14 protein-coding genes are annotated in these 18248 nt (G+C 68.9%); 10 read left to right on the top strand and 4 right to left on the bottom strand.

The annotated features are described in order from the left end of the window. Window positions 1-335: 335 nt before the first annotated feature. The 3 genes from ACWCRA_RS10500 (at window position 336) to ACWCRA_RS10490 (ending at window position 3540) form a co-directional block, all read left to right on the top strand. Window positions 336-1052, top strand: a complete 717-nt coding sequence (locus ACWCRA_RS10500; RefSeq protein ID WP_451067325.1) for a helix-turn-helix transcriptional regulator — start codon at window positions 336-338, stop codon at window positions 1050-1052. A 50-nt stretch (window positions 1053-1102) separates the two neighbouring features. After that, window positions 1103-2185: an inositol-3-phosphate synthase gene (locus ACWCRA_RS10495; protein WP_351545129.1), complete on the top strand. Its 1083-nt coding sequence runs from the start codon at window positions 1103-1105 to the stop codon at window positions 2183-2185. A gap of 86 nt (window positions 2186-2271) precedes the next feature. After that, complete coding sequence (locus ACWCRA_RS10490) at window positions 2272-3540, top strand: MFS transporter (RefSeq protein WP_351545132.1); 1269 nt, start codon at window positions 2272-2274, stop codon at window positions 3538-3540. A 120-nt stretch (window positions 3541-3660) separates the two neighbouring features. On the opposite strand, the gene ACWCRA_RS10485 is transcribed toward ACWCRA_RS10490, so the two are convergent. After that, complete coding sequence (locus tag ACWCRA_RS10485) at window positions 3661-5109, bottom strand: CCA tRNA nucleotidyltransferase (RefSeq protein WP_351545135.1); 1449 nt, start codon at window positions 5107-5109, stop codon at window positions 3661-3663. Between the two features lie 225 nt (window positions 5110-5334). Between ACWCRA_RS10485 and ACWCRA_RS10480 the strand changes: the two genes are divergently transcribed. The 7 genes from ACWCRA_RS10480 to trxA all read left to right on the top strand — a co-directional run bounded on the left by ACWCRA_RS10480 (window position 5335) and on the right by trxA (window position 15018). Continuing rightward, entirely contained in the window at window positions 5335-7668 is a 2334-nt protein-coding gene (locus tag ACWCRA_RS10480; RefSeq protein ID WP_451067324.1) for a DUF6049 family protein, read from the top strand. 45 nt (window positions 7669-7713) lie between these two features. After that, entirely contained in the window at window positions 7714-10089 is a 2376-nt protein-coding gene (gene murJ / locus ACWCRA_RS10475) for a murein biosynthesis integral membrane protein MurJ (protein WP_351545138.1), read from the top strand. 116 nt (window positions 10090-10205) lie between these two features. Then, window positions 10206-11915, top strand: coding sequence for a protein kinase family protein (locus tag ACWCRA_RS10470; RefSeq protein WP_351545141.1), 1710 nt, complete (start codon window positions 10206-10208; stop codon window positions 11913-11915). A 25-nt stretch (window positions 11916-11940) separates the two neighbouring features. Continuing rightward, entirely contained in the window at window positions 11941-12639 is a 699-nt protein-coding gene (gene sigM / locus ACWCRA_RS10465; protein WP_351545144.1) for an RNA polymerase sigma factor SigM, read from the top strand. Next, window positions 12636-13532 (top strand): anti-sigma factor family protein, encoded by an 897-nt coding sequence (locus ACWCRA_RS10460; protein ID WP_451067239.1) that lies wholly within the window; start codon window positions 12636-12638, stop codon window positions 13530-13532. Before sigM ends, ACWCRA_RS10460 begins: the two co-directional genes overlap by 4 nt. A 126-nt stretch (window positions 13533-13658) precedes the next feature. Beyond that, entirely contained in the window at window positions 13659-14633 is a 975-nt protein-coding gene (trxB, locus tag ACWCRA_RS10455; RefSeq protein ID WP_351545150.1) for a thioredoxin-disulfide reductase, read from the top strand. Between the two features lie 43 nt (window positions 14634-14676). Continuing rightward, window positions 14677-15018, top strand: a complete 342-nt coding sequence (gene trxA / locus ACWCRA_RS10450) for a thioredoxin (RefSeq protein ID WP_351545153.1) — start codon at window positions 14677-14679, stop codon at window positions 15016-15018. A gap of 89 nt (window positions 15019-15107) precedes the next feature. Here the strand turns inward: trxA and ACWCRA_RS10445 are convergent, their stop codons facing one another. The 3 genes from ACWCRA_RS10445 to ACWCRA_RS10435 all read right to left on the bottom strand — a co-directional run bounded on the left by ACWCRA_RS10445 (window position 15108) and on the right by ACWCRA_RS10435 (window position 18109). Continuing rightward, on the bottom strand, window positions 15108-15725 hold the full coding sequence (locus ACWCRA_RS10445; protein WP_351545155.1) for a GNAT family N-acetyltransferase: 618 nt from the start codon (window positions 15723-15725) through the stop codon (window positions 15108-15110). Window positions 15726-15935: 210 nt separating this feature from the next. Beyond that, a complete protein-coding gene (locus tag ACWCRA_RS10440) occupies window positions 15936-17036 on the bottom strand; it encodes a ParB/RepB/Spo0J family partition protein (protein ID WP_451067238.1) in 1101 nt (366 codons plus the stop codon). Continuing rightward, a complete protein-coding gene (locus tag ACWCRA_RS10435) occupies window positions 17033-18109 on the bottom strand; it encodes a ParA family protein (RefSeq protein WP_351558657.1) in 1077 nt (358 codons plus the stop codon). The genes ACWCRA_RS10440 and ACWCRA_RS10435 overlap by 4 nt, the downstream gene beginning before the upstream one ends. Window positions 18110-18248 lie beyond the last annotated feature (139 nt).

Here is an 18248-nt window from a genome sequence, read left to right as displayed (position 1 = left end):
GAGACGCCTGGAAGCGGCAGGTGAGTTCCGGTCCCCCCGAAATGGATTCGGGCCGGCCCGGCGAAAGGCTTGCCCGCTGTGCATCCACGACGATGACGTCTTCAGACGTCACATGGTTCCCGGCGGACTGCATCCGCACAGACTACGCACGGTCAAAACTCCCCTAGGACCGAAGTTCACCCCAAATCAGGCAAGTTGCGCTCAACGATTTGATGATGTGACGCCGTTCACGATGGCCCCCCTTGTCGCAGCAGGAACACGGGCCTATCGTGCTGATGTATCGAGTCGATACATCAGCACGGCATAGACGGCTGGGACGGCGAAGGAGGGCGATGGTGAGCAGACGCTCCGGCATCCTTGAGTTCGCTGTGCTCGGCCTGCTCCGTGAGGCCCCGATGCACGGCTATGAGCTGCGGAAACGGCTCAATACCTCGCTGGGGATCTTCCGGGCCTTCAGCTACGGGACTCTCTACCCCTGCCTCAAGACGCTGGTCGCCAACGGCCGGTTGATCGAGGAGCCGGGAAGCGCTCCCGAAGATGCCCTCGCCGCCTCGCTCGCGGGACGGCGCGCCAAGATCGTCTACCGGTTGACGGCGGAAGGGAAAGAGCACTTCGAGGAGCTGCTCTCGCACACCGGTCCGGACAGTTGGGAGGACGAGCACTTCGCGGCTCGCTTCGCCTTCTTCGGACAGACGGAGCGCGAGGTGAGGATGCGGGTGCTGGAAGGCCGGCGCAGCCGGCTGGAGGAGCGTCTGGAGAAGATGCGCGCCTCCCTGGCCCGCACCCGGGAGCGCCTCGACGACTACACCCTTGAGCTTCAGCGGCACGGCATGGAGTCCGTGGAGCGCGAAGTGCGCTGGCTGACCGAGCTCATCGAGAGCGAGCGAGCCGGGCGGGACCAGCGAAACCCCGCCACCGGAGGCTCGGCTCAGCAGGACAACACATCTGGGTCGTCGGGCGGCCTGCCCCGGCACAGTGGTGACGGTCCCGCCGGGGGTAACACCCCGCGGGGCGCCGCCCCGCCGGATTCGTCCGACGACACCGCCAACTGAATCCCCGCGGTCCGCAGGGTTTCATCCAAGATCACACAGGGAGCAACCGAATGGGTTCGGTTCGCGTAGCCATCGTCGGCGTGGGCAACTGCGCCGCCTCACTGGTGCAGGGCGTCGAGTACTACAAGGACGCCGACCCGGACGGCAAGGTGCCGGGTCTCATGCACGTCCAGTTCGGCGAGTACCACGTCCGGGACGTCGAGTTCGTGGCGGCCTTCGACGTCGACGCCAAGAAGGTCGGCCTCGACCTGGCGGACGCCATCGGCGCCAGCGAGAACAACACCATCAAGATCTGCGATGTGCCGAACAGCGGTGTCACCGTGCAGCGCGGTCACACGCTCGACGGTCTCGGCAAGTACTACCGCGAGACCATCGAGGAGTCCCCCGAGGCCCCGGTGGACATCGTCCAGGTCCTCAAGGACCAGCAGGTCGACGTTCTGGTCTGCTACCTGCCGGTCGGCTCCGAGGCCGCCGCGAAGTTCTACGCGCAGTGCGCCATCGACGCCAAGGTCGCGTTCGTCAACGCTCTCCCGGTCTTCATCGCCGGCACCAAGGAGTGGGCGGACAAGTTCACCGAGGCGGGCGTCCCGATCGTCGGTGACGACATCAAGTCGCAGGTCGGCGCGACGATCACGCACCGTGTGATGGCGAAGCTCTTCGAGGACCGGGGCGTCATCCTGGACCGCACGATGCAGCTGAACGTCGGCGGCAACATGGACTTCAAGAACATGCTGGAGCGGGAGCGCCTGGAGTCGAAGAAGATCTCCAAGACGCAGGCCGTCACCTCGCAGATCCCCGACCGCGAGCTGGGCGAGAAGAACGTCCACATCGGCCCGTCCGACTATGTGGCGTGGCTGGACGACCGCAAGTGGGCGTACGTCCGCCTTGAGGGCCGCGCCTTCGGTGATGTCCCGCTGAACCTGGAGTACAAGCTGGAGGTCTGGGACTCCCCGAACTCCGCCGGTGTCATCATCGACGCGGTCCGCGCCGCGAAGATCGCCAAGGACCGCGGTATCGGTGGCCCGATCCTCTCCGCGTCCTCGTACTTCATGAAGTCCCCGCCGGTGCAGTACTTCGACGACGAGGCGCGCAACCAGGTCGAGAAGTTCATCGCGGGTGAGGTCGAGCGCTAAGCGCTCACCCTCTGTACGGCCGTACAGCGCTGAGGGTCCCCGGGTCGCGCGCCCGGGGACCCTCCTCGTGTGTGACGCTTGATCACATGCCCGTCGTAGGTGATCTGCGCATACTCCTGCGCCTGACCGACTTCCGCCGACTGCTGACGGTCCGGCTGCTCTCCCAGTCGGCCGATGGCGTCTATCAGGTCGCGCTCGCCACCTATGTGGTGTTCTCCCCGGAGAAACAGACCTCGCCCGCCGCCATCGCCTCGGCCATGGCCGTGCTGCTGCTGCCCTACTCCCTGGTCGGACCGTTCGCCGGCGTACTGCTGGACCGGTGGCAGCGGCGGCAGGTCTTTCTGTACGGGAATCTGCTGCGGGCCCTTCTCGCGTGCGGCACCGCCCTGCTGATCATCGCCTCCGTGCCCGACTGGCTCTTCTACGCCTCGGCCCTCTGTGTGACGGCGGTCAACCGCTTTGTGCTGGCGGGACTCTCGGCCGCGCTGCCGAGGGTGGTCGACCAGGAGCGGCTGGTGATGGCCAACTCGCTCTCCCCGACGGCGGGCACCCTGGCCGCCACCGCCGGCGGCGGACTCGCCTTCGTGGTCCGGCTGGTGTCGGAGAACTCCGACGCGGCGGTCGTACTGCTCGGCGCCTCGCTCTATCTCTGCTCGGCACTGGCCTCCCTGCGCATGGGACGCCATCTCCTCGGACCCGACAGCGCCCCCGCCCAGCCCCGGATCACCGCCGCCATCGCCTCCACCGCGCGCGGCATGGTGAGCGGACTGCGCCATCTCGCCGAGCGGCCGGCCGCCGCCCGGGTGCTGGTCGCGATGACGCTGATGCGGTTCAACTACGGGGCGCTGACGGTGATGGTCCTGATGCTCTGCCGCTACGCCTGGTACGAGAACGAGCAGGACGGGCTGGCCATGCTCGGGCTGGCCCTGGGCGTCTCGGGAGCCGGGTTCTTCGCGGCGGCCGTGGCGACTCCCTGGGCCATCGGAAGGTTCGGCCGGTACGGCTGGCTGGTGATCTGCGCGGCGGCGGCAGCCGTTCTGGAGCCGGCCCTGGGGCTGCTGTTCGCTCCCGGACCGATGCTGGCGGCCGCCTTCATCCTGGGGTTCATCACCCAGGGGTCCAAGATCACCACCGATACCGTCGTCCAGACCTCGGTGGACGACGCCTACCGGGGACGGATCTTCTCCCTCTACGACGTCCTCTTCAATGTGGCGTTCGTGGGTGCGGCGGGGGTGGCGGCACTGATCCTGCCCACCGACGGGCGGTCGGCCTCACTGGTCGTTCTGGTGGCGCTGATCTACGCGGGGATCGCCGTCACCATGGCGCAGTGGCGACGGACCAGCGTGACGCGGTGAAGAGTGAAGGGCGATGTTTCACGTGAAACATCGCCCTTCACTCTTCCAGGCCTCACCCTCACGGGCATCGGCACCGCTCCATGTTTCACGTGAAACATGGCGGAGCCGCACACCGGGGGCTCACTCGGCGTTCTGCGCCGCCCACCACTCCTTGAGGGCCACGACAGCGGCCTCCCGCTCCATGGGGCCGTTCTCCAGACGCAGCTCCAGCAGGAAGGCATAGGCCCTGCCGATCACCGGGCCGGGCCCCACCTCCAGAATCTCCTGGATCTGGTTGCCATTGAGATCGGGACGGATGGCGTCCAGCTCCTCCTGGCTCTTCAACTGCTCGATCCGCTCCTCCAGCCCGTCATAGGCGCGGGACAGCGCGGTCGCCTTGCGCTTGTTGCGGGTGGTGCAGTCCGAGCGGGTCAGCTTGTGGAGCCTGCTCAGCAGCGGGCCCGCGTCGCGGACATAGCGCCGCACCGCCGAGTCGGTCCACTCCCCGGTCCCGTAGCCGTGGAACCGCAGATGCAGCTCCACCAGCCGGGACACATCCCTGACGATCTCATTGGAGTACTTGAGGGCGGTCATCCGCTTCTTGGTCATCTTCGCCCCCACCACCTCGTGGTGGTGGAAGGAGACCCGGCCGTCCTTCTCGAACCGGCGCGTCCTCGGCTTGCCGATGTCATGGAGGAGCGCGGCGAGCCGCAGCACCAGGTCGGGACCGTCCTCCTCCAGATCGATGGCCTGCTCCAGGACGATCAGGGAGTGGTCGTACACATCCTTGTGCCGGTGGTGTTCATCGCTCTCCAGGCGCAGCTCCGGCAGCTCCGGCAGCACATGAGCGGCGAGGCCGGAGTCGACCAGCAGGGCGAGCCCCTTGCGGGGGTGGGAGGAGAGGATCAGCTTGTTCAGCTCCTCGCGCACCCGCTCGGCGGAGACGATCTCGATGCGCTCCGCCATGTCCTTCATGGCAGCGACCACCTCGGGGGCCACTTCGAAATCGAGCTGGGCAGCGAAACGGGCGGCCCGCATCATGCGCAGGGGATCGTCGGAGAAGGACTCCTCGGGGGTGCCGGGTGTCCGCAGCACCCGGGCGGCGAGGTCCTCCAGACCCTGGTGCGGGTCGATGAACTCCTTCTCCGGCAGCGCGACAGCCATCGCGTTCACCGTGAAGTCGCGGCGGACGAGGTCCTGCTCGATGGAATCGCCGTAGGACACCTCGGGCTTGCGCGAGGTTCTGTCGTACGCCTCGGAGCGGTAGGTGGTGACCTCGATCTGATAGCCGCTCTTCTGCGCTCCGACCGTGCCGAAGGCGATGCCCACATCCCACACCGAGTCCGCCCACGGGCGGATGATCTTCAAAACATCCTCGGGGCGGGCATCCGTCGTGAAGTCCAGATCGTTGCCGAGCCGGCCGAGCAGGGCATCGCGGACCGAGCCGCCGACCAGGGCGAGGCTGAACCCGGCCTGCTGGAAGCGGCGTGCGAGATCATCGGCTACGGGCGCTACTCGGAGTAGTTCCGCAACCGCACGGCGTTGCACCTGGCTCAGTGCGGTGGGGCTGTCTTCGTTGGCGTTCGGCACAACAGAAGAGGGTACGTGGCCCGCGGCCACCGGCGTTCCCCTTTACCAGCCGCTCCGGGCGCTCTCCGGACGGGTGCCACCGGCCGGATCACGAGGAGGCCGGAGGGCCCTGGCGATCTTGCGGGGCGGTCCGCGGCACTTCGGCCCGCCGCACCTCGTTACCATGCGTGGACGCAATAAGCGACAGCGACCAACGGCATCAGACGACGAGGGACGGACGTGCGCGTGGCCGAGGCGGCAGTTTTCCAGGAGACACCCACCTCTCCTGCCCGCCGGTGGCTGCGCCGCACAGCCTCCGTGATCGTCGGCGCGCCGCTCGTGGCGGGGCTGCTGGGCGGCCCGGCCGCGCCGGCGGCACAGGCAGCCCCGCAGACGGCTCCCCAGGCGGCCTCGGGGTCGCGCACGGTGGATGTGTCGCTCAACACCGTCGCGCCGGCCGCGCCGGTCAAGGGCGACTCGCTCACGATCACCGGCACGGTGGTCAATGAGGGCAGGCAGACCGTCAGCGGCGCCGAGATCGGTCTGCGGGTGGGCGAGCGGCTGATCGGCAGGACGGGGATCGACCGGGCCGCTCAGCGGACCGGCTACAGCCCCGGGCCCGACGGCTCGCCCATCGATGACAAGTTCACCGTGAAACTGCCGAAGCTCGCCTCCGGCATAAGCCAGGACTTCTCGCTCACGGTTCCGGTCTCCGAGCTGGAGCTCGGCGAGGACGGTGTCTATCAGCTCGGTGTGGCCCTGTCGGGCCAGACGCCGAGCGAGCGGTACGAGCACGTCCTGGGCTTCGAGCGGACCTTCCTGCCCTGGCAGCCGGAGGCCCTGGAGAAGCGGACCCGGCTGACCTATCTCTGGCCGTTGATCTCGTCGACCCATCTCAGCTCGGAGACCAGGTCCGACGAGCAGCAGACCCCGGTGTTCGAGGACGAGTCCCTGGCCAAGGAGCTGGCGCCGGAGGGCCGGCTCGGGCAGCTGGTCTCCCTCGGCCGCGATCTGCCCGTCACCTGGGTGATCGACCCCGATCTGCTCTCCACGGTCGAGGCCATGACCGTGGACTACGAGGTCCGGCAGGGCGAGGACACCGTCAAGGGGAAGAACCAGGACGTCGCCAAGGCGTGGCTGAACAACCTGCAGTCGGCGGTCAAGGGCCGCAAGGTGGTGGCGCTGCCGTTCGCCGACCCCGATCTGGCGTCGCTGGCCCACCGGGGGAAGAACGTCTCCGGATCGCTCAGCCATCTTCAGCAGGCGACCGAGGTCGCCGAGTCGACCGTGGAAACGATCATCCACGAGAAGCCGTCCACCGACTTCGCCTGGCCGGTGGAGGGTGCGATCGACTCCTCGATCGTGGATGTCGCCACCTCGGCCGGCGCCGACAAGGTGATCGCCCGGAGCGACAGCCTGCGGGATGATCTGAACTACACGGCCAGCGCCGCCCGCCCGATCGGCGGCGGAACCACGGCCGTGGTCTCCGACGCCCGGCTCTCCACCGCGTTCCAGGGCGACATGCTGAGCACCGGCAGCTCGACGCTCGCGGTGCAGAAGTTCCTCGCGCAGACCCTGGCGGTGACGCTCCAGGACACCGATGAGCAGCGGAGCCTGGTCGTCGCCCCCCAGCGGACCCCGACGGTCTCCCAGGCTCAGTCGATGGCCCGGGCCCTGGAGGCCCTGAAGCCGGAGCGCTGGACCCAGTCGATGGATCTCATCGCGGCCTCGGCGTTCAAGCCCGACGCGGGCGCGACCACCAAGGTGCCGCCGGCCTCGCGCTATCCGGCTCAGCTGCGCAAGCAGGAGCTGCCGGTCCGGGCGTTCCAGGACATCCGCACGACCCAGAACGCCCTGGACCGGTTCACGGTCATCCTGACCCAGATGGACCGGGTGGAGACGCCCTTCGGCCGGGCCATCGACCGGGAGATGTCCACGTCCTGGCGGGGGAGGGCCGCCGAGGCCCAGCAGTACCGCACGGGAGTGCGGGAGAACCTCCAGGTCCTCACCCAAGAAGTCCAGCTGATCCAGAAGTCGCAGATCACCCTGTCGGGCCGGAGTGCCACCATTCCGGTCACCGTCCAGAACCGGCTGATGCAGGAAGTCGACCATCTGGTCCTGAAGCTGCGATCGGACAACGGGGCCCGCCTCAGCCTGGAGGACGGCAACGCCGTCGCCGAGCAGCCCATCGAGGTCAAGGGCGGCCACAGCCAGTCCGTGAAGTTCGACGCGCTGGCGCATGTCAACGGCCAGGTGCGGATGACGGCCCAGCTCTACACCGTGGACGGCGAGCCGTACGGCGAGAAGATGCAGTTCACGGTGAAGGTCTCCGAGATCACCCCGACCGTGATGCTCGTCATCGCGGGCGGTGTCCTGCTGCTCGTCCTGGCCGGTGTGCGGATGTACACCCAGCGCAAGCGGGCCGGCGCGGCGGAGCGGGCGGACGGACCGGAGCAGGTCACACAGGGCTCCGATGGGGACACCGAGAGCCCGGATCGCGGGCAGGCGAGTGACCCGACACCGGACACCGGACCGGAAAGCGGCAACCCGTCGGGCCCGAGTGAGAAAGTGGACCGTTGAGCGATGTCGTGGCCGGCCGGCCGGGGACGATGAGGTGGGGTAGCAATGAACGCGCCGTACGACGGTGACCGCGGTCAGGGCGCGGGCACGGACCCGGCAGACCAGGTTCCGCCCCAGCCCGCCCCCGATCCCGCCGCACAGGATCATCCGTACGCCCAGGACCCCTACACCCAGGACCAGCGGGTGCAGGACCCGTATCCGCAGGACGCCGCCTACCCGCAGGACCCGTACGCGCAGGATTCGCACACCCAGAATCTCTACGTCCAGGACCCGCAGGCCCAGCAGCACCAGGGCCGGCAGCCGGCCCAGGACCCGCACGGGCAGCTCCCCGGGGGCCAGGAGCAGTACCCCCAGGACCCGTACCTCCAGGACGCCTACGCCCAGGACCCGTACCGGGCGCAGGACCTCTCCGCCCAGGACCCGGTGGCCGAGGCGCTCTACGACCGTGCCGCTCATCCGCCGCCGCCCCCGGGGACCTATCAGCAGCCACCGCCGCTGTACCAGCAGCCCCCGGCGTCGCAGTACGCCCCGGACCCCCGGGTCTGGGCGCAGACCCCGCCGCCCGAGCCGGCCGGGCCCTCGCGCCATCTGCCGTACGGCGACGACGCCAGGACCACCCAGTACACGGGCGTCGACGAACTGGTGAGCCGGGCCGGGGAGCCGGAGCAGGAGCCGGACGCCTTCGCCCATCTCTTCCGGGACCAGCAGCAGAGCGTCACCCAGACCGTTCCCGCCCCCGCCACGGAACCCGTTCCGCCGCCTCCCCCGCCGAAGAGCACGGGCGGCGGCAAGGCGTCCAGCGTGCTGAAGTCCAGCGCCCTGATGGCGGCGGGCACGATGGTCTCGCGGATCACGGGCTTCCTGCGGACGCTGGTGATGGCCGCGGCCATCGGCGTCGGCACCCTGAACGACTCCTACCAGGTCGCCAATGTCCTGCCCACGATGATCTATGTGCTGGCCGGTGGCGGCGCCCTGAACGCGGTCTTCATCCCCCAGCTCGTCCGGGCCATGAAGAACGACGAGGACGGCGGCGAGGGGTATGCCAACCGTCTGCTGACGCTCGTGATCGTGGTGCTCGGCGGCGTCACCACCCTCTGTGTGCTGGCGGCCCCGCTGCTCATCCGGATGCTGTCGGACCCGATCGCCTCCGACCCGCAGCGGATGGAGGTGGCCGTCACCTTCGCCCGCTACTGCATCCCGACGCTGTTCTTCATGGGTGTCCATGTGGTGCTCGGGCAGATCCTCAACGCCCGCGGCCGGTTCGGCGCGATGATGTGGACCCCGGTCCTCAACAACGTCGTGACCATCGCGACCTTCGGCGCCTTCATCTGGGCCTTCGGCGGCTTCACCGAGTCCGGGGTGTCGGAGTCCACGATCACGCCGGAGGGTGTCCGGCTGCTCGCCATCGGCACCCTGCTCGGTCTGGTGGTCCAGGCGCTGGCCATGATCCCGTATCTGCGGGACGCGGGCTTCACGATGCGGCTGCGGTTCGACTGGAAGGGCCAGGGCCTCGGCAAGGCCCTGGGGCTCGCGAAATGGACCTTCTTCTTCGTGCTCGCCAACCAGCTCGGCATGATCGTCGTCACCCAGTTCGCCACCTGGGCCGGCTCCGAGGCCGCCAAGGACGGCATCGAGGGCGCCGGTATCACCGCGTACAACTACGCGCTGCTCCTCTGGCAGATGCCCCAGGCCATCATCACGGTCTCGGTGATGACCGCCGTGCTGCCGCGGATCTCCCGCGCCGCCCATGACGGGGACCCCGCCGCGGTCCGCGACGACATCTCGTACGGGCTCCGCACCTCGGCCGTGGCGATCGTGCCCTGCGCCTTCGCCTTCCTCGCGCTCGGTCTGCCCATGGCGACCCTGCTCTACGCCAGCTCCGGAGACGGCGCGCGGGGCATCGGATTCACTCTGATGGCCTTCGGCCTGGGACTGATCCCGTACTCGGTGCAGTACGTCGTGCTCCGGGGCTTCTACGCCTACGAGGACACCCGGACCCCGTTCTACAACACCGTCATCGTCGCCGTGGTCAACGCGGTGGCCTCCGTCGTCAGCTTCATGGTGCTCCCGGCCCGCTGGGCCGTCGTCGGCATGGCCGCCGGATACGGCCTCGCCTACATGGTCGGCGTGGGAGTCGCCTGGCGCAGGCTGAAGGGCCGGCTGGACGGTGACCTGGACGGCGCCCACATCATGCGCACCTACGCCAGGCTCTGTATCGCCTCGCTCCCCGCCGCGGCGCTCGGCGGTGGCGCCGCCTACGCCATCATGCAGGCCCTCGGCAGCGGCGCGCTCGGCTCGCTGGCCGCGCTCATCGGTGGCGGGATCGTCCTGCTGGGCGTCTTCTTCGTCGCCGCGAAGCGGATGCGCATCGCGGAGCTGAACTCCATCGTCGGCATGGTGCGGGGGCGCCTCGGCCGTTAGGCGCGACCCTCCGCACAACCATCGTCCCCCGCCGTGTGTCGTGCATAGCAGTGGACTGTGGGCACAATTGGCTTGGCTGTTGGTTATGCGCAACGGATGGGGAGGCAGGAACGACGGTGGCGGAACGTAGCACGGCTGCCGTCGACGTGGCCGACAACAGCGGAGACGAACCGCTGACCGCGCAGGCGGGCAAGGCCACGACCGACGGGGCGGCTCAATCTGAGGACGCGGCGGAGAAGACCTCGCCGGACAAGGGCAGCGAGCGCAAGAGCGCCGAGCCCTCCATCGCCACGCCCGAGCTGCACAGCGGGCACAAGCTTGCCAGGCGCTACCGCCTTGAGGAGTGCATCACCCGTCTGGACGGTTTCAGCAGCTGGCGTGCCGTGGACGAGAAGCTGCGCCGCGCCGTGGGCGTCCATCTCCTCCCCGCCGACCATCCGCGGGCGCGCTCCGTACTGGCGGCGGCACGCTCCGCCGCTCTCCTCGGCGACCCCCGCTTCGTGCAGGTGCTGGACGCCGTCGAGGAGAACGATCTCGTCTATGTCGTCCATGAGTGGCTGCCGGACGCCACCGAGCTGACCACGCTGCTCGCCATGGGCCCGATGGAGCCGCACGCCGCCTATCAGCTCGTCGACCAGCTCTCCCAGGCCATGGCCGCGGCGCACCGCGAAGGGCTGGCCCACCTCCGGCTCACCCCCGGCGCCGTGCTGCGGACCTCCACCGGCCAGTACCGAATCCGCGGGCTCGCGGTGAGCGCGGCCCTGCGCGGAATCACCGCCGAGCGCCCCCAGCGCAGTGACACCGAGGCGATCGGCGCGCTGCTGTATGCCGCCCTGACCCAGCGCTGGCCGTACGAGAACGCCGCGCACGGCCTCTCCGGGCTCCCCAAGAGCATCGGTCTCCTCCCTCCGGACCAGGTCAGGGCGGGGGTCCACCGAGGGCTCTCGGAGCTGGCCATGCGCGCCCTGGTCAACGACGGCGCCACCGCCTCCCGGCAGGAGCCGCCCTGCACCACCCCGGACGAGCTGGCGAAGGCCATCGCGGCCATGCCGCGCATCCGGCCTCCGGAGCCCGCGTTCACTCCGCCGCCCGACTACCAGCGGACCACCTACCAGCAGGGCACCTACGGCCGGACGCCCGGCCGGCCGGGCCCTCCGGCCACCCAGCCGGTCCCCATCCCTCCGGCGCCGCTCCAGAGCCGGACCGGCAGGGTCCTGAAGTGGGGGGTGGCGGCCCTGCTGATCGCGGCCCTCGGTCTGGGGAGCTGGCAGGTCGCCGACGAGCTGATCGGCAAGGAGAACGACGGGGTGAACGACCCCGGCGTCTCCCAGGTGGACGACAAGAAGAACGAGGCCAAGGACCCCGCCGCCGCTTCCGGGAAGCCGGTGCCCATCCTCTCCGCCCGTGATTTCGACCCACTGGGCGAGGACCCGTCCGAGAAGCCCGCCGCGATAGGGAACACCCACGACGGCGACCCCGGCACCTTCTGGGCCACCAACTGGTACCGCAGCTCGGACTTCGGCCGGCTCAAGCCGGGTCTCGGCGTCATTCTGGATCTCGGCAAGGTGCAGCAGGTCGGCACCGTCGAGGTGTCGTTCCTCGGCAGCACCGCGGTGGAGTTGCGGGCGGCACCCAAGGATGCCGCCGTGGCGCCGATGTCCTATGAGGGCTTCACCAAGGTCGCCGAGGCTTCCGGAACGAATGTCGCCCTCAAGCCCGGCAAACCTCTTCAGTCGCGGTACGTTCTGGTCTGGCTGACCGATCTTCCGCCGTCCACCCCGGGGCGGTTCGAAGGCAAGGTCGCGGAGATCAAGATCACCAGCTGACGGCGGCCGGGGAGGGGGGCGACCATTGGACGACGCGACGCTCAGCGACACCAGCGATCAGGATCTGCTGGGTCGCCATGTCTCGGGGGACCCCCACGCCTTCGGCGAGCTGGTGCGCCGGCACCGGGACCGGCTCTGGGCGGTCGCGCTGCGTACCCTGGGAGACCGGGAGGAGGCCGCCGACGCGGTCCAGGACGCCCTGGTCTCCGCCTTCCGGGCCGCTCACACCTTCCGCGGACAGTCCGCCGTCACCACCTGGCTGCACCGCATCACGGTGAACGCCTGCCTGGACCGGGCCCGCAAGGCCGCCACCCGGAAGACCTCCCCGGTCGACGACACCGAACGCATGGAGCAGCTCCTCGAACCGCACGAGTCGGCCGAGGCCCCGGCCGAGCGCCGGGATCTGCACCGTGAACTGCTGGCGGCACTGGCCACCCTCCCACCCGATCAACGGGCCGCACTGGTCCTCGTGGACATGCAGGGCTACCCGGTGGCGGAGGCGGCCCGGGTGCTCGATGTGCCGACCGGAACCATCAAGAGCCGGTGCGCCCGGGGGCGGGCACGGCTGTTGCCCATGCTCACCCATCTGCGCGGTGACGCCGGGGGTAGCGGCGAACCCTCCGGGGGAAGGAACCGGACGCCGGGGGATTCCGTCCCACCGGGACACAGGGACACGGGGCCGAACGGTCCCACCGCGGTGAAGGGCGGAGGTGGGCGCACATGACATCCACGGCCGATATGACTCAGCACCCGGATGTCTCGGAGATCTCCGATCTCACCGAGGGACTGCTCTCCCCCTCCCGCAGTGCGGATCTCCGCCGGCATCTGGACGGGTGCGCCCTCTGCGCCGATGTGCTGGCCTCCCTGGAGGAGATCCGCGGGCTGCTCGGCACCCTGCCCGGGAGTACCCGGATGCCGGTGGACATCGCGGAACGCATCGACGCCGCCCTGGCCGCCGAGGCGCTGCTGGACTCCACCGCGCCCGATGACCGTGCGGATGTTTCACGTGAAACAGCGCCTGTCGTGCCGCGCCAGGAGCCGAAGCCGGCTTCCCGGCCCGCCGGACATGCCCGGGGGACGACAGGCCCCGGTCGCAGCGGCCGAGGCCGGCGCCGGCTGAGCATCGTGGGAGGAGTGGCCGCCCTGGCCGCTCTCGGAGTGCTGCTCTTCCAGACGCTGGACCTGACCGGCGGGGATCAGCAGAACACCGCACGTGATGGGAGCGCCCACGCGGAGGCGGGCGCCTACAGCGGTGACTTCTCCTCACCGGGGCTGGACGAGCATGTGCGAGCGCTCCTCTCCGGCGACACCAGCGAGCAGCAGCACGGGGCGACGGAGAGCGACAAGACCTTCGGGACCAGGGAGAGCGGCCCCGCCCCCCGGCTCAAGAGCGCGCGGACCGCACCGCCCTGCATTCAGCGGGGCACGGGCCAATCGGACACGCCCATCGAGGTCGAGCAAGGGCAGTACCGGGGCGAGAGCGCCTATCTCGTGGTCTTCGCCGACCCTGCGGACCGTCAGCGGGTACTGGCCTATGTCATCGACGCGACCTGTGTGGAATCCGCGACCACATCCCCCGGAAAACTCCTGCTGAAGGACTCCTACGCGCGCTCCTGACGCGCTACAGCGCGCTGTGCGGCCATAACGGGAATGCACGCCCCTTAGTATCCGTTGGGTGGGGTGAGAGTCATTGACCCGGCCCAGTAGACAGCAGCGCAGTCTTCAGAGACGAGGAATCAACCCGTGAGCGACGTCCGTAACGTGATCATCATCGGCTCCGGGCCGGCCGGCTACACGGCGGCGCTCTACACCGCGCGCGCCTCGCTGCAGCCGCTGGTGTTCGAGGGAGCCGTCACCGCCGGTGGCGCGCTGATGAACACCACCGATGTGGAGAACTTCCCCGGGTTCCGCGACGGCATCATGGGTCCGGACCTCATGGACAACATGCGGGCCCAGGCCGAGCGCTTCGGTGCCGAGCTGATCCCGGACGATGTTGTCTCCGTCGACCTCACCGGCGAGATCAAGACCGTCACCGACACGGCGGGCACGGTTCACCGCGCCAAGGCTGTCATCGTCACGACCGGATCGCAGCACCGCAAGCTCGGGCTGCCCAATGAGGACGCGCTCTCCGGCCGGGGTGTCTCCTGGTGCGCCACCTGCGATGGCTTCTTCTTCAAGGACCAGGACATCGCCGTGATCGGCGGCGGTGACACGGCGATGGAGGAGGCGACCTTCCTCTCCCGCTTCGCCAAGTCGGTGACCATCGTCCACCGCCGGGACACGCTCCGTGCCTCGAAGGCGATGCAGGACCGCGCCTTCGCCGACCCGAAGATCTCCTTCGCCTGGGACAGCGAGGTCGCCGAGATCCATGGCGATCAGAAGCTCAGCGGCCTGACCCTGCGGAACACCAAGTCCGGCGAGACCTCCGAGCTGGCGGTCACCGGTCTGTTCATCGCCGTCGGCCATGACCCCCGGACCGAGCTGTTCAAGGGGCAGCTGGACCTGGACGACGAGGGCTATCTCCAGGTGGCCGCGCCCTCGACGCGCACCAATCTCACGGGTGTCTTCGCCGCGGGCGATGTGGTCGACCACACCTACCGCCAGGCGATCACGGCGGCCGGCACCGGCTGCTCCGCCGCTCTCGACGCCGAGCGCTTCCTCGCCGCGCTCGCCGACAGCGAGCAGGTCGCCGAGCCGGAGAAGACCCCCGCGGTCTGACCTCACTTCCCCCCTCTCACCCCCCGAAGCAAGGAGGCCCGCCATGGGCGCGCTGAAGACCGTTACCGACAGCAGCTTTGAAGAGGATGTCCTCAAGAGCGACAAGCCCGTCCTGGTGGACTTCTGGGCCGAGTGGTGCGGCCCGTGCCGTCAGATCGCGCCGTCCCTTGAGGCCATCGCGGCCGAGCACGGCGACAAGATCGAGATCGTCAAGCTCAACATCGACCAGAACCCGGCCACCGCTGCCAAGTACGGCGTCATGTCGATCCCGACGCTGAACGTCTACCAGAACGGTGAGGTCGCCAAGACCATCGTCGGCGCCAAGCCCAAGGCCGCGATCGTCCGTGACCTTGAGCCCTTCATCGGCGACACGGTCGGCAAGTAGTCAGAGCGCCGCTGTTTCACGCGGCATGTTTCACGTGAAACATGAAGGGCCCATCCCTCCCGGGGGATGGGCCCTTGTGCATGGCGTCCTCAGAGCGGTCGGAGCGCCGGCTCCTTCTGGACCGCTCCGAGCAGCCGGTCCAGGGCCTGCTCCACATCTTCCTTCCAGGAGAGCGCGGTCCGCAGCTCCAGCCTCAGCCGGGGAAAGGCGGGGTGGGGCCGTACGGTCCTGAAGCCCACCGCGAGCAGATGATCGGCCGGCAGCACACAGGCGGGCTCCTTCCACCGGGCGTCGCCGAACGCCTCGATCGCACGGAAGCCTCTCCGCAGCAGATCCTTCGCCACGGCCTGCACCAGGACCCGGCCGAGCCCCTGCCCCTGGTGGGCCGGATTGATCCAGGCAGTCATCAACTGCACGGCGTCCACCGATACGGGACTGGTCGGAAAGGCCAGGGACCGTGGCACATAGGCGGGTGGAGCATAGAGAACGAACCCGACCGGCACATCGTCGATCCGGACCACCCGGCCGCAGGACCCCCACTCCAGCAGCACGGCGGAGATCCACGCTTCCTTCTCCCGTGCCTGCCGTCCCGCCTTGACCGCCGCCTCTCCGCTGACCTGGTCCAGCTCCCAGAAAACACACGAGCGGCAGCGCCTGGGCAGATCGGAGAGGTTGTCCCGTGTCAGGGGTACAAGCCGACGCCCCATGAAGGGTGTTCCTCGCTTCCTTCCCGGGCCGCGTACACGTCACGCCGACGCGCTCTGCTCACGGTGATGAGCGCGCACACCACAACGATCGTATCGATCTGCTCCGGGGGCGGGTACCTCGTCAGCGCAAAGGGCGGGCTGTGTCCGGTCGATCGACCGGACACAGCCCGCCCTCACTCGGCGTTCCCCGTGGAAACCGCCGGAAGAGACTCAGCTCCTACCGTCCTCAGCGCCCTCTTCATGACCGAGGCCCTGCTCCAGGACTCGCCCCTCGCCCGGAGCGAGCGTGCCGAGGATGCGCTCCAGATCGTCCATCGAGGCGAACTCGACGACGATCTTGCCCTTCTTCTGGCCGAGGTCGACCTTCACCCGTGTCTCGAACCGGTCGGAGAGCCGCGAGGCGAGATCGGAGAGCGCGGGAGAGACCCGCGCACCGGCGCGCGGGCCCTTCGGCTTGGCGGTGCTCTTCGCCTCGGAGTTGATCAGCGTCACGATCTCCTCGACCGCGCGCACCGAGAGCCCCTCGGCGACGATCCGGTGCGCCAGCCGGTCCTGCTCGTCCGAGTCCTCCACCGAGAGCAGAGCCCGGGCATGACCGGCCGAGAGCACACCTGCCGCGACCCTGCGCTGCACCGGAGGGGAGAGCCTCAGCAGCCGCAGTGTGTTGGAGACCTGCGGACGCGAGCGCCCGATACGGTCCGCCAACTGGTCATGAGTGCACTTGAAATCCCTGAGGAGCTGGTCATAGGCGGCCGCCTCCTCCAGCGGATTGAGCTGGGCGCGGTGCAGGTTCTCCAGCAGCGCGTCCAGCAGCAGCTTCTCGTCCTCGGTGTCCCGGACGATCGAGGGAATCCGCTCCAGGCCGGCCTCACGGCAGGCCCTCCAGCGGCGCTCACCCATGATGAGCTCATACCGCTCGGGCCCCAGCTGCCGGACGACCACCGGCTGAAGAAGTCCCACTTCCTTGATGGAGGTGACCAGCTCGGCCAGGGCGTCCTCGTCGAACACCTCCCGGGGCTGGCGCGGGTTGGGAGTGATCGCATCGATCGGCACCTCGGCGAAGTGCGCCCCGGACGGCTCCAGGTGCTGCGGCACGGGCTCCTGAGCCGGTGCCGGCAGCGTGGGCTCAAGGGGAGCACCCCCCGAGGGCAGTGCGGTCACCTTGGCAGCCGCCACACCGCGCTCCGTGGTCAGCACGGGCACCGTCCCGGAAGAGCCCACGGCCCCGCCGGGAGATGTCTGCTTCTCCTGGGGAGCCGCAGGGATCAGGGCACCGAGCCCACGCCCCAACCCTCTACGTCGCTCGCTCACTGAATCCCCTCCGAGATGTTCCGCTGACTGTTCTGGGCGCCCATATGGGCAGGCTGCGGGTCGTACTGAACGCCGACTCCCCGCAGGGCGATCTCACGGGCCGCCTCAAGATACGACAGGGCACCGCTGGAGCCCGGATCGTAGGTCAGCACCGTCTGGCCATAGCTCGGAGCCTCCGAGATACGGACGGAGCGGGGGATGCTGGTCCGCAGCACTTCCTCACCGAAGTGACTCCGCACCTCCTCCGCCACCTGTGAGGCGAGCCGGGTACGGCCGTCGTACATGGTGAGCAGGATCGTGGAGACATGCAGGGCGGGGTTGAGATGCCCGCGGACCAGGTCCACATTGCGCAACAGCTGGCCGAGGCCCTCCAGTGCGTAGTACTCGCACTGAATCGGGATGAGCACCTCCGCGCCGGCCACCATCGCATTGACGGTCAGCAGACCGAGCGAGGGCGGACAGTCGATGAGGATGTAATCCAGAGGCTGCTCATAGGCCTGAATGGCCCGCTGAAGTCGGCTCTCCCGCGCCACCAGCGACACCAACTCGATCTCCGCACCGGCGAGATCGATCGTGGCGGGGGCGCAGAAGAGACCTTCGACGTCCGGGACCGGCTGGACCACCTCGGAGAGCGGTCTGCTCTCCACCAGGACGTCATAGACAGAGGGGACTTCGGCGTGGTGGTCGATTCCCAGCGCCGTGGAGGCATTGCCCTGTGGGTCCAGATCTACCACCAGAACCCGCGCACCGTGGAGTGCCAGTGAGGCCGCCAGATTCACCGTGCTGGTGGTCTTGCCCACGCCACCCTTCTGGTTGGCGACCACCATGACACGGGTCTGGTCGGGTCGGGGCAGACCCTCACCGGCACGCCCCAATGCCTCCACGGCGAGCTGAGCAGCTCGGCCAATGGGGGTGTCGTCCATCGGGGGCGGTGTTTCACGTGAAACATCCTCTCCCGGCGACTCGGTACGGGGGCCGGGGACCGGATCGGTCATCGGTCCCGCGATGTTGGCGTCGGACCGCAAGGATTCACCTTCCTCGACTTCAGGCTCGCGATGAACAGAGCCTGCCATGCTTTCGGGGTCATGAACCAGCGAGGCCCGTGCTTCTGTGGAGGAATCCACCTCTGTGGACAACTCCACCGCCCGCGCGAGGGGCTTCCTGCTCCGAATCGGGGCGGCAGCACGCCCGCGGCTGATGATTCCTTGCAGC

The sequence above is a fragment of the Streptomyces sp. NPDC001889 genome (assembly GCF_053594535.1).
The sequence above is the reverse complement of the archived record's forward strand: the minus strand, read 5'-3'. Positions and strand labels throughout refer to the sequence as shown.

What these genes read in the sequence shown, in the direction of transcription:
- murJ (WP_351545138.1), top strand. Translation starts at nt 7,714, where the DNA reads ATGAACGCGCCGTACGACGGTGACCGCGGTCAGGGCGCGGGCACGGAC.
- ACWCRA_RS10490 (WP_351545132.1), top strand. Translation starts at nt 2,272, where the DNA reads ATGCCCGTCGTAGGTGATCTGCGCATACTCCTGCGCCTGACCGACTTC.
- ACWCRA_RS10435 (WP_351558657.1), bottom strand. Translation starts at nt 18,109, where the DNA reads ATGGCAGGCTCTGTTCATCGCGAGCCTGAAGTCGAGGAAGGTGAATCC.
- ACWCRA_RS10495 (WP_351545129.1), top strand. Translation starts at nt 1,103, where the DNA reads ATGGGTTCGGTTCGCGTAGCCATCGTCGGCGTGGGCAACTGCGCCGCC.
- ACWCRA_RS10445 (WP_351545155.1), bottom strand. Translation starts at nt 15,725, where the DNA reads ATGGGGCGTCGGCTTGTACCCCTGACACGGGACAACCTCTCCGATCTG.
- trxA (WP_351545153.1), top strand. Translation starts at nt 14,677, where the DNA reads ATGGGCGCGCTGAAGACCGTTACCGACAGCAGCTTTGAAGAGGATGTC.
- ACWCRA_RS10460 (WP_451067239.1), top strand. Translation starts at nt 12,636, where the DNA reads ATGACATCCACGGCCGATATGACTCAGCACCCGGATGTCTCGGAGATC.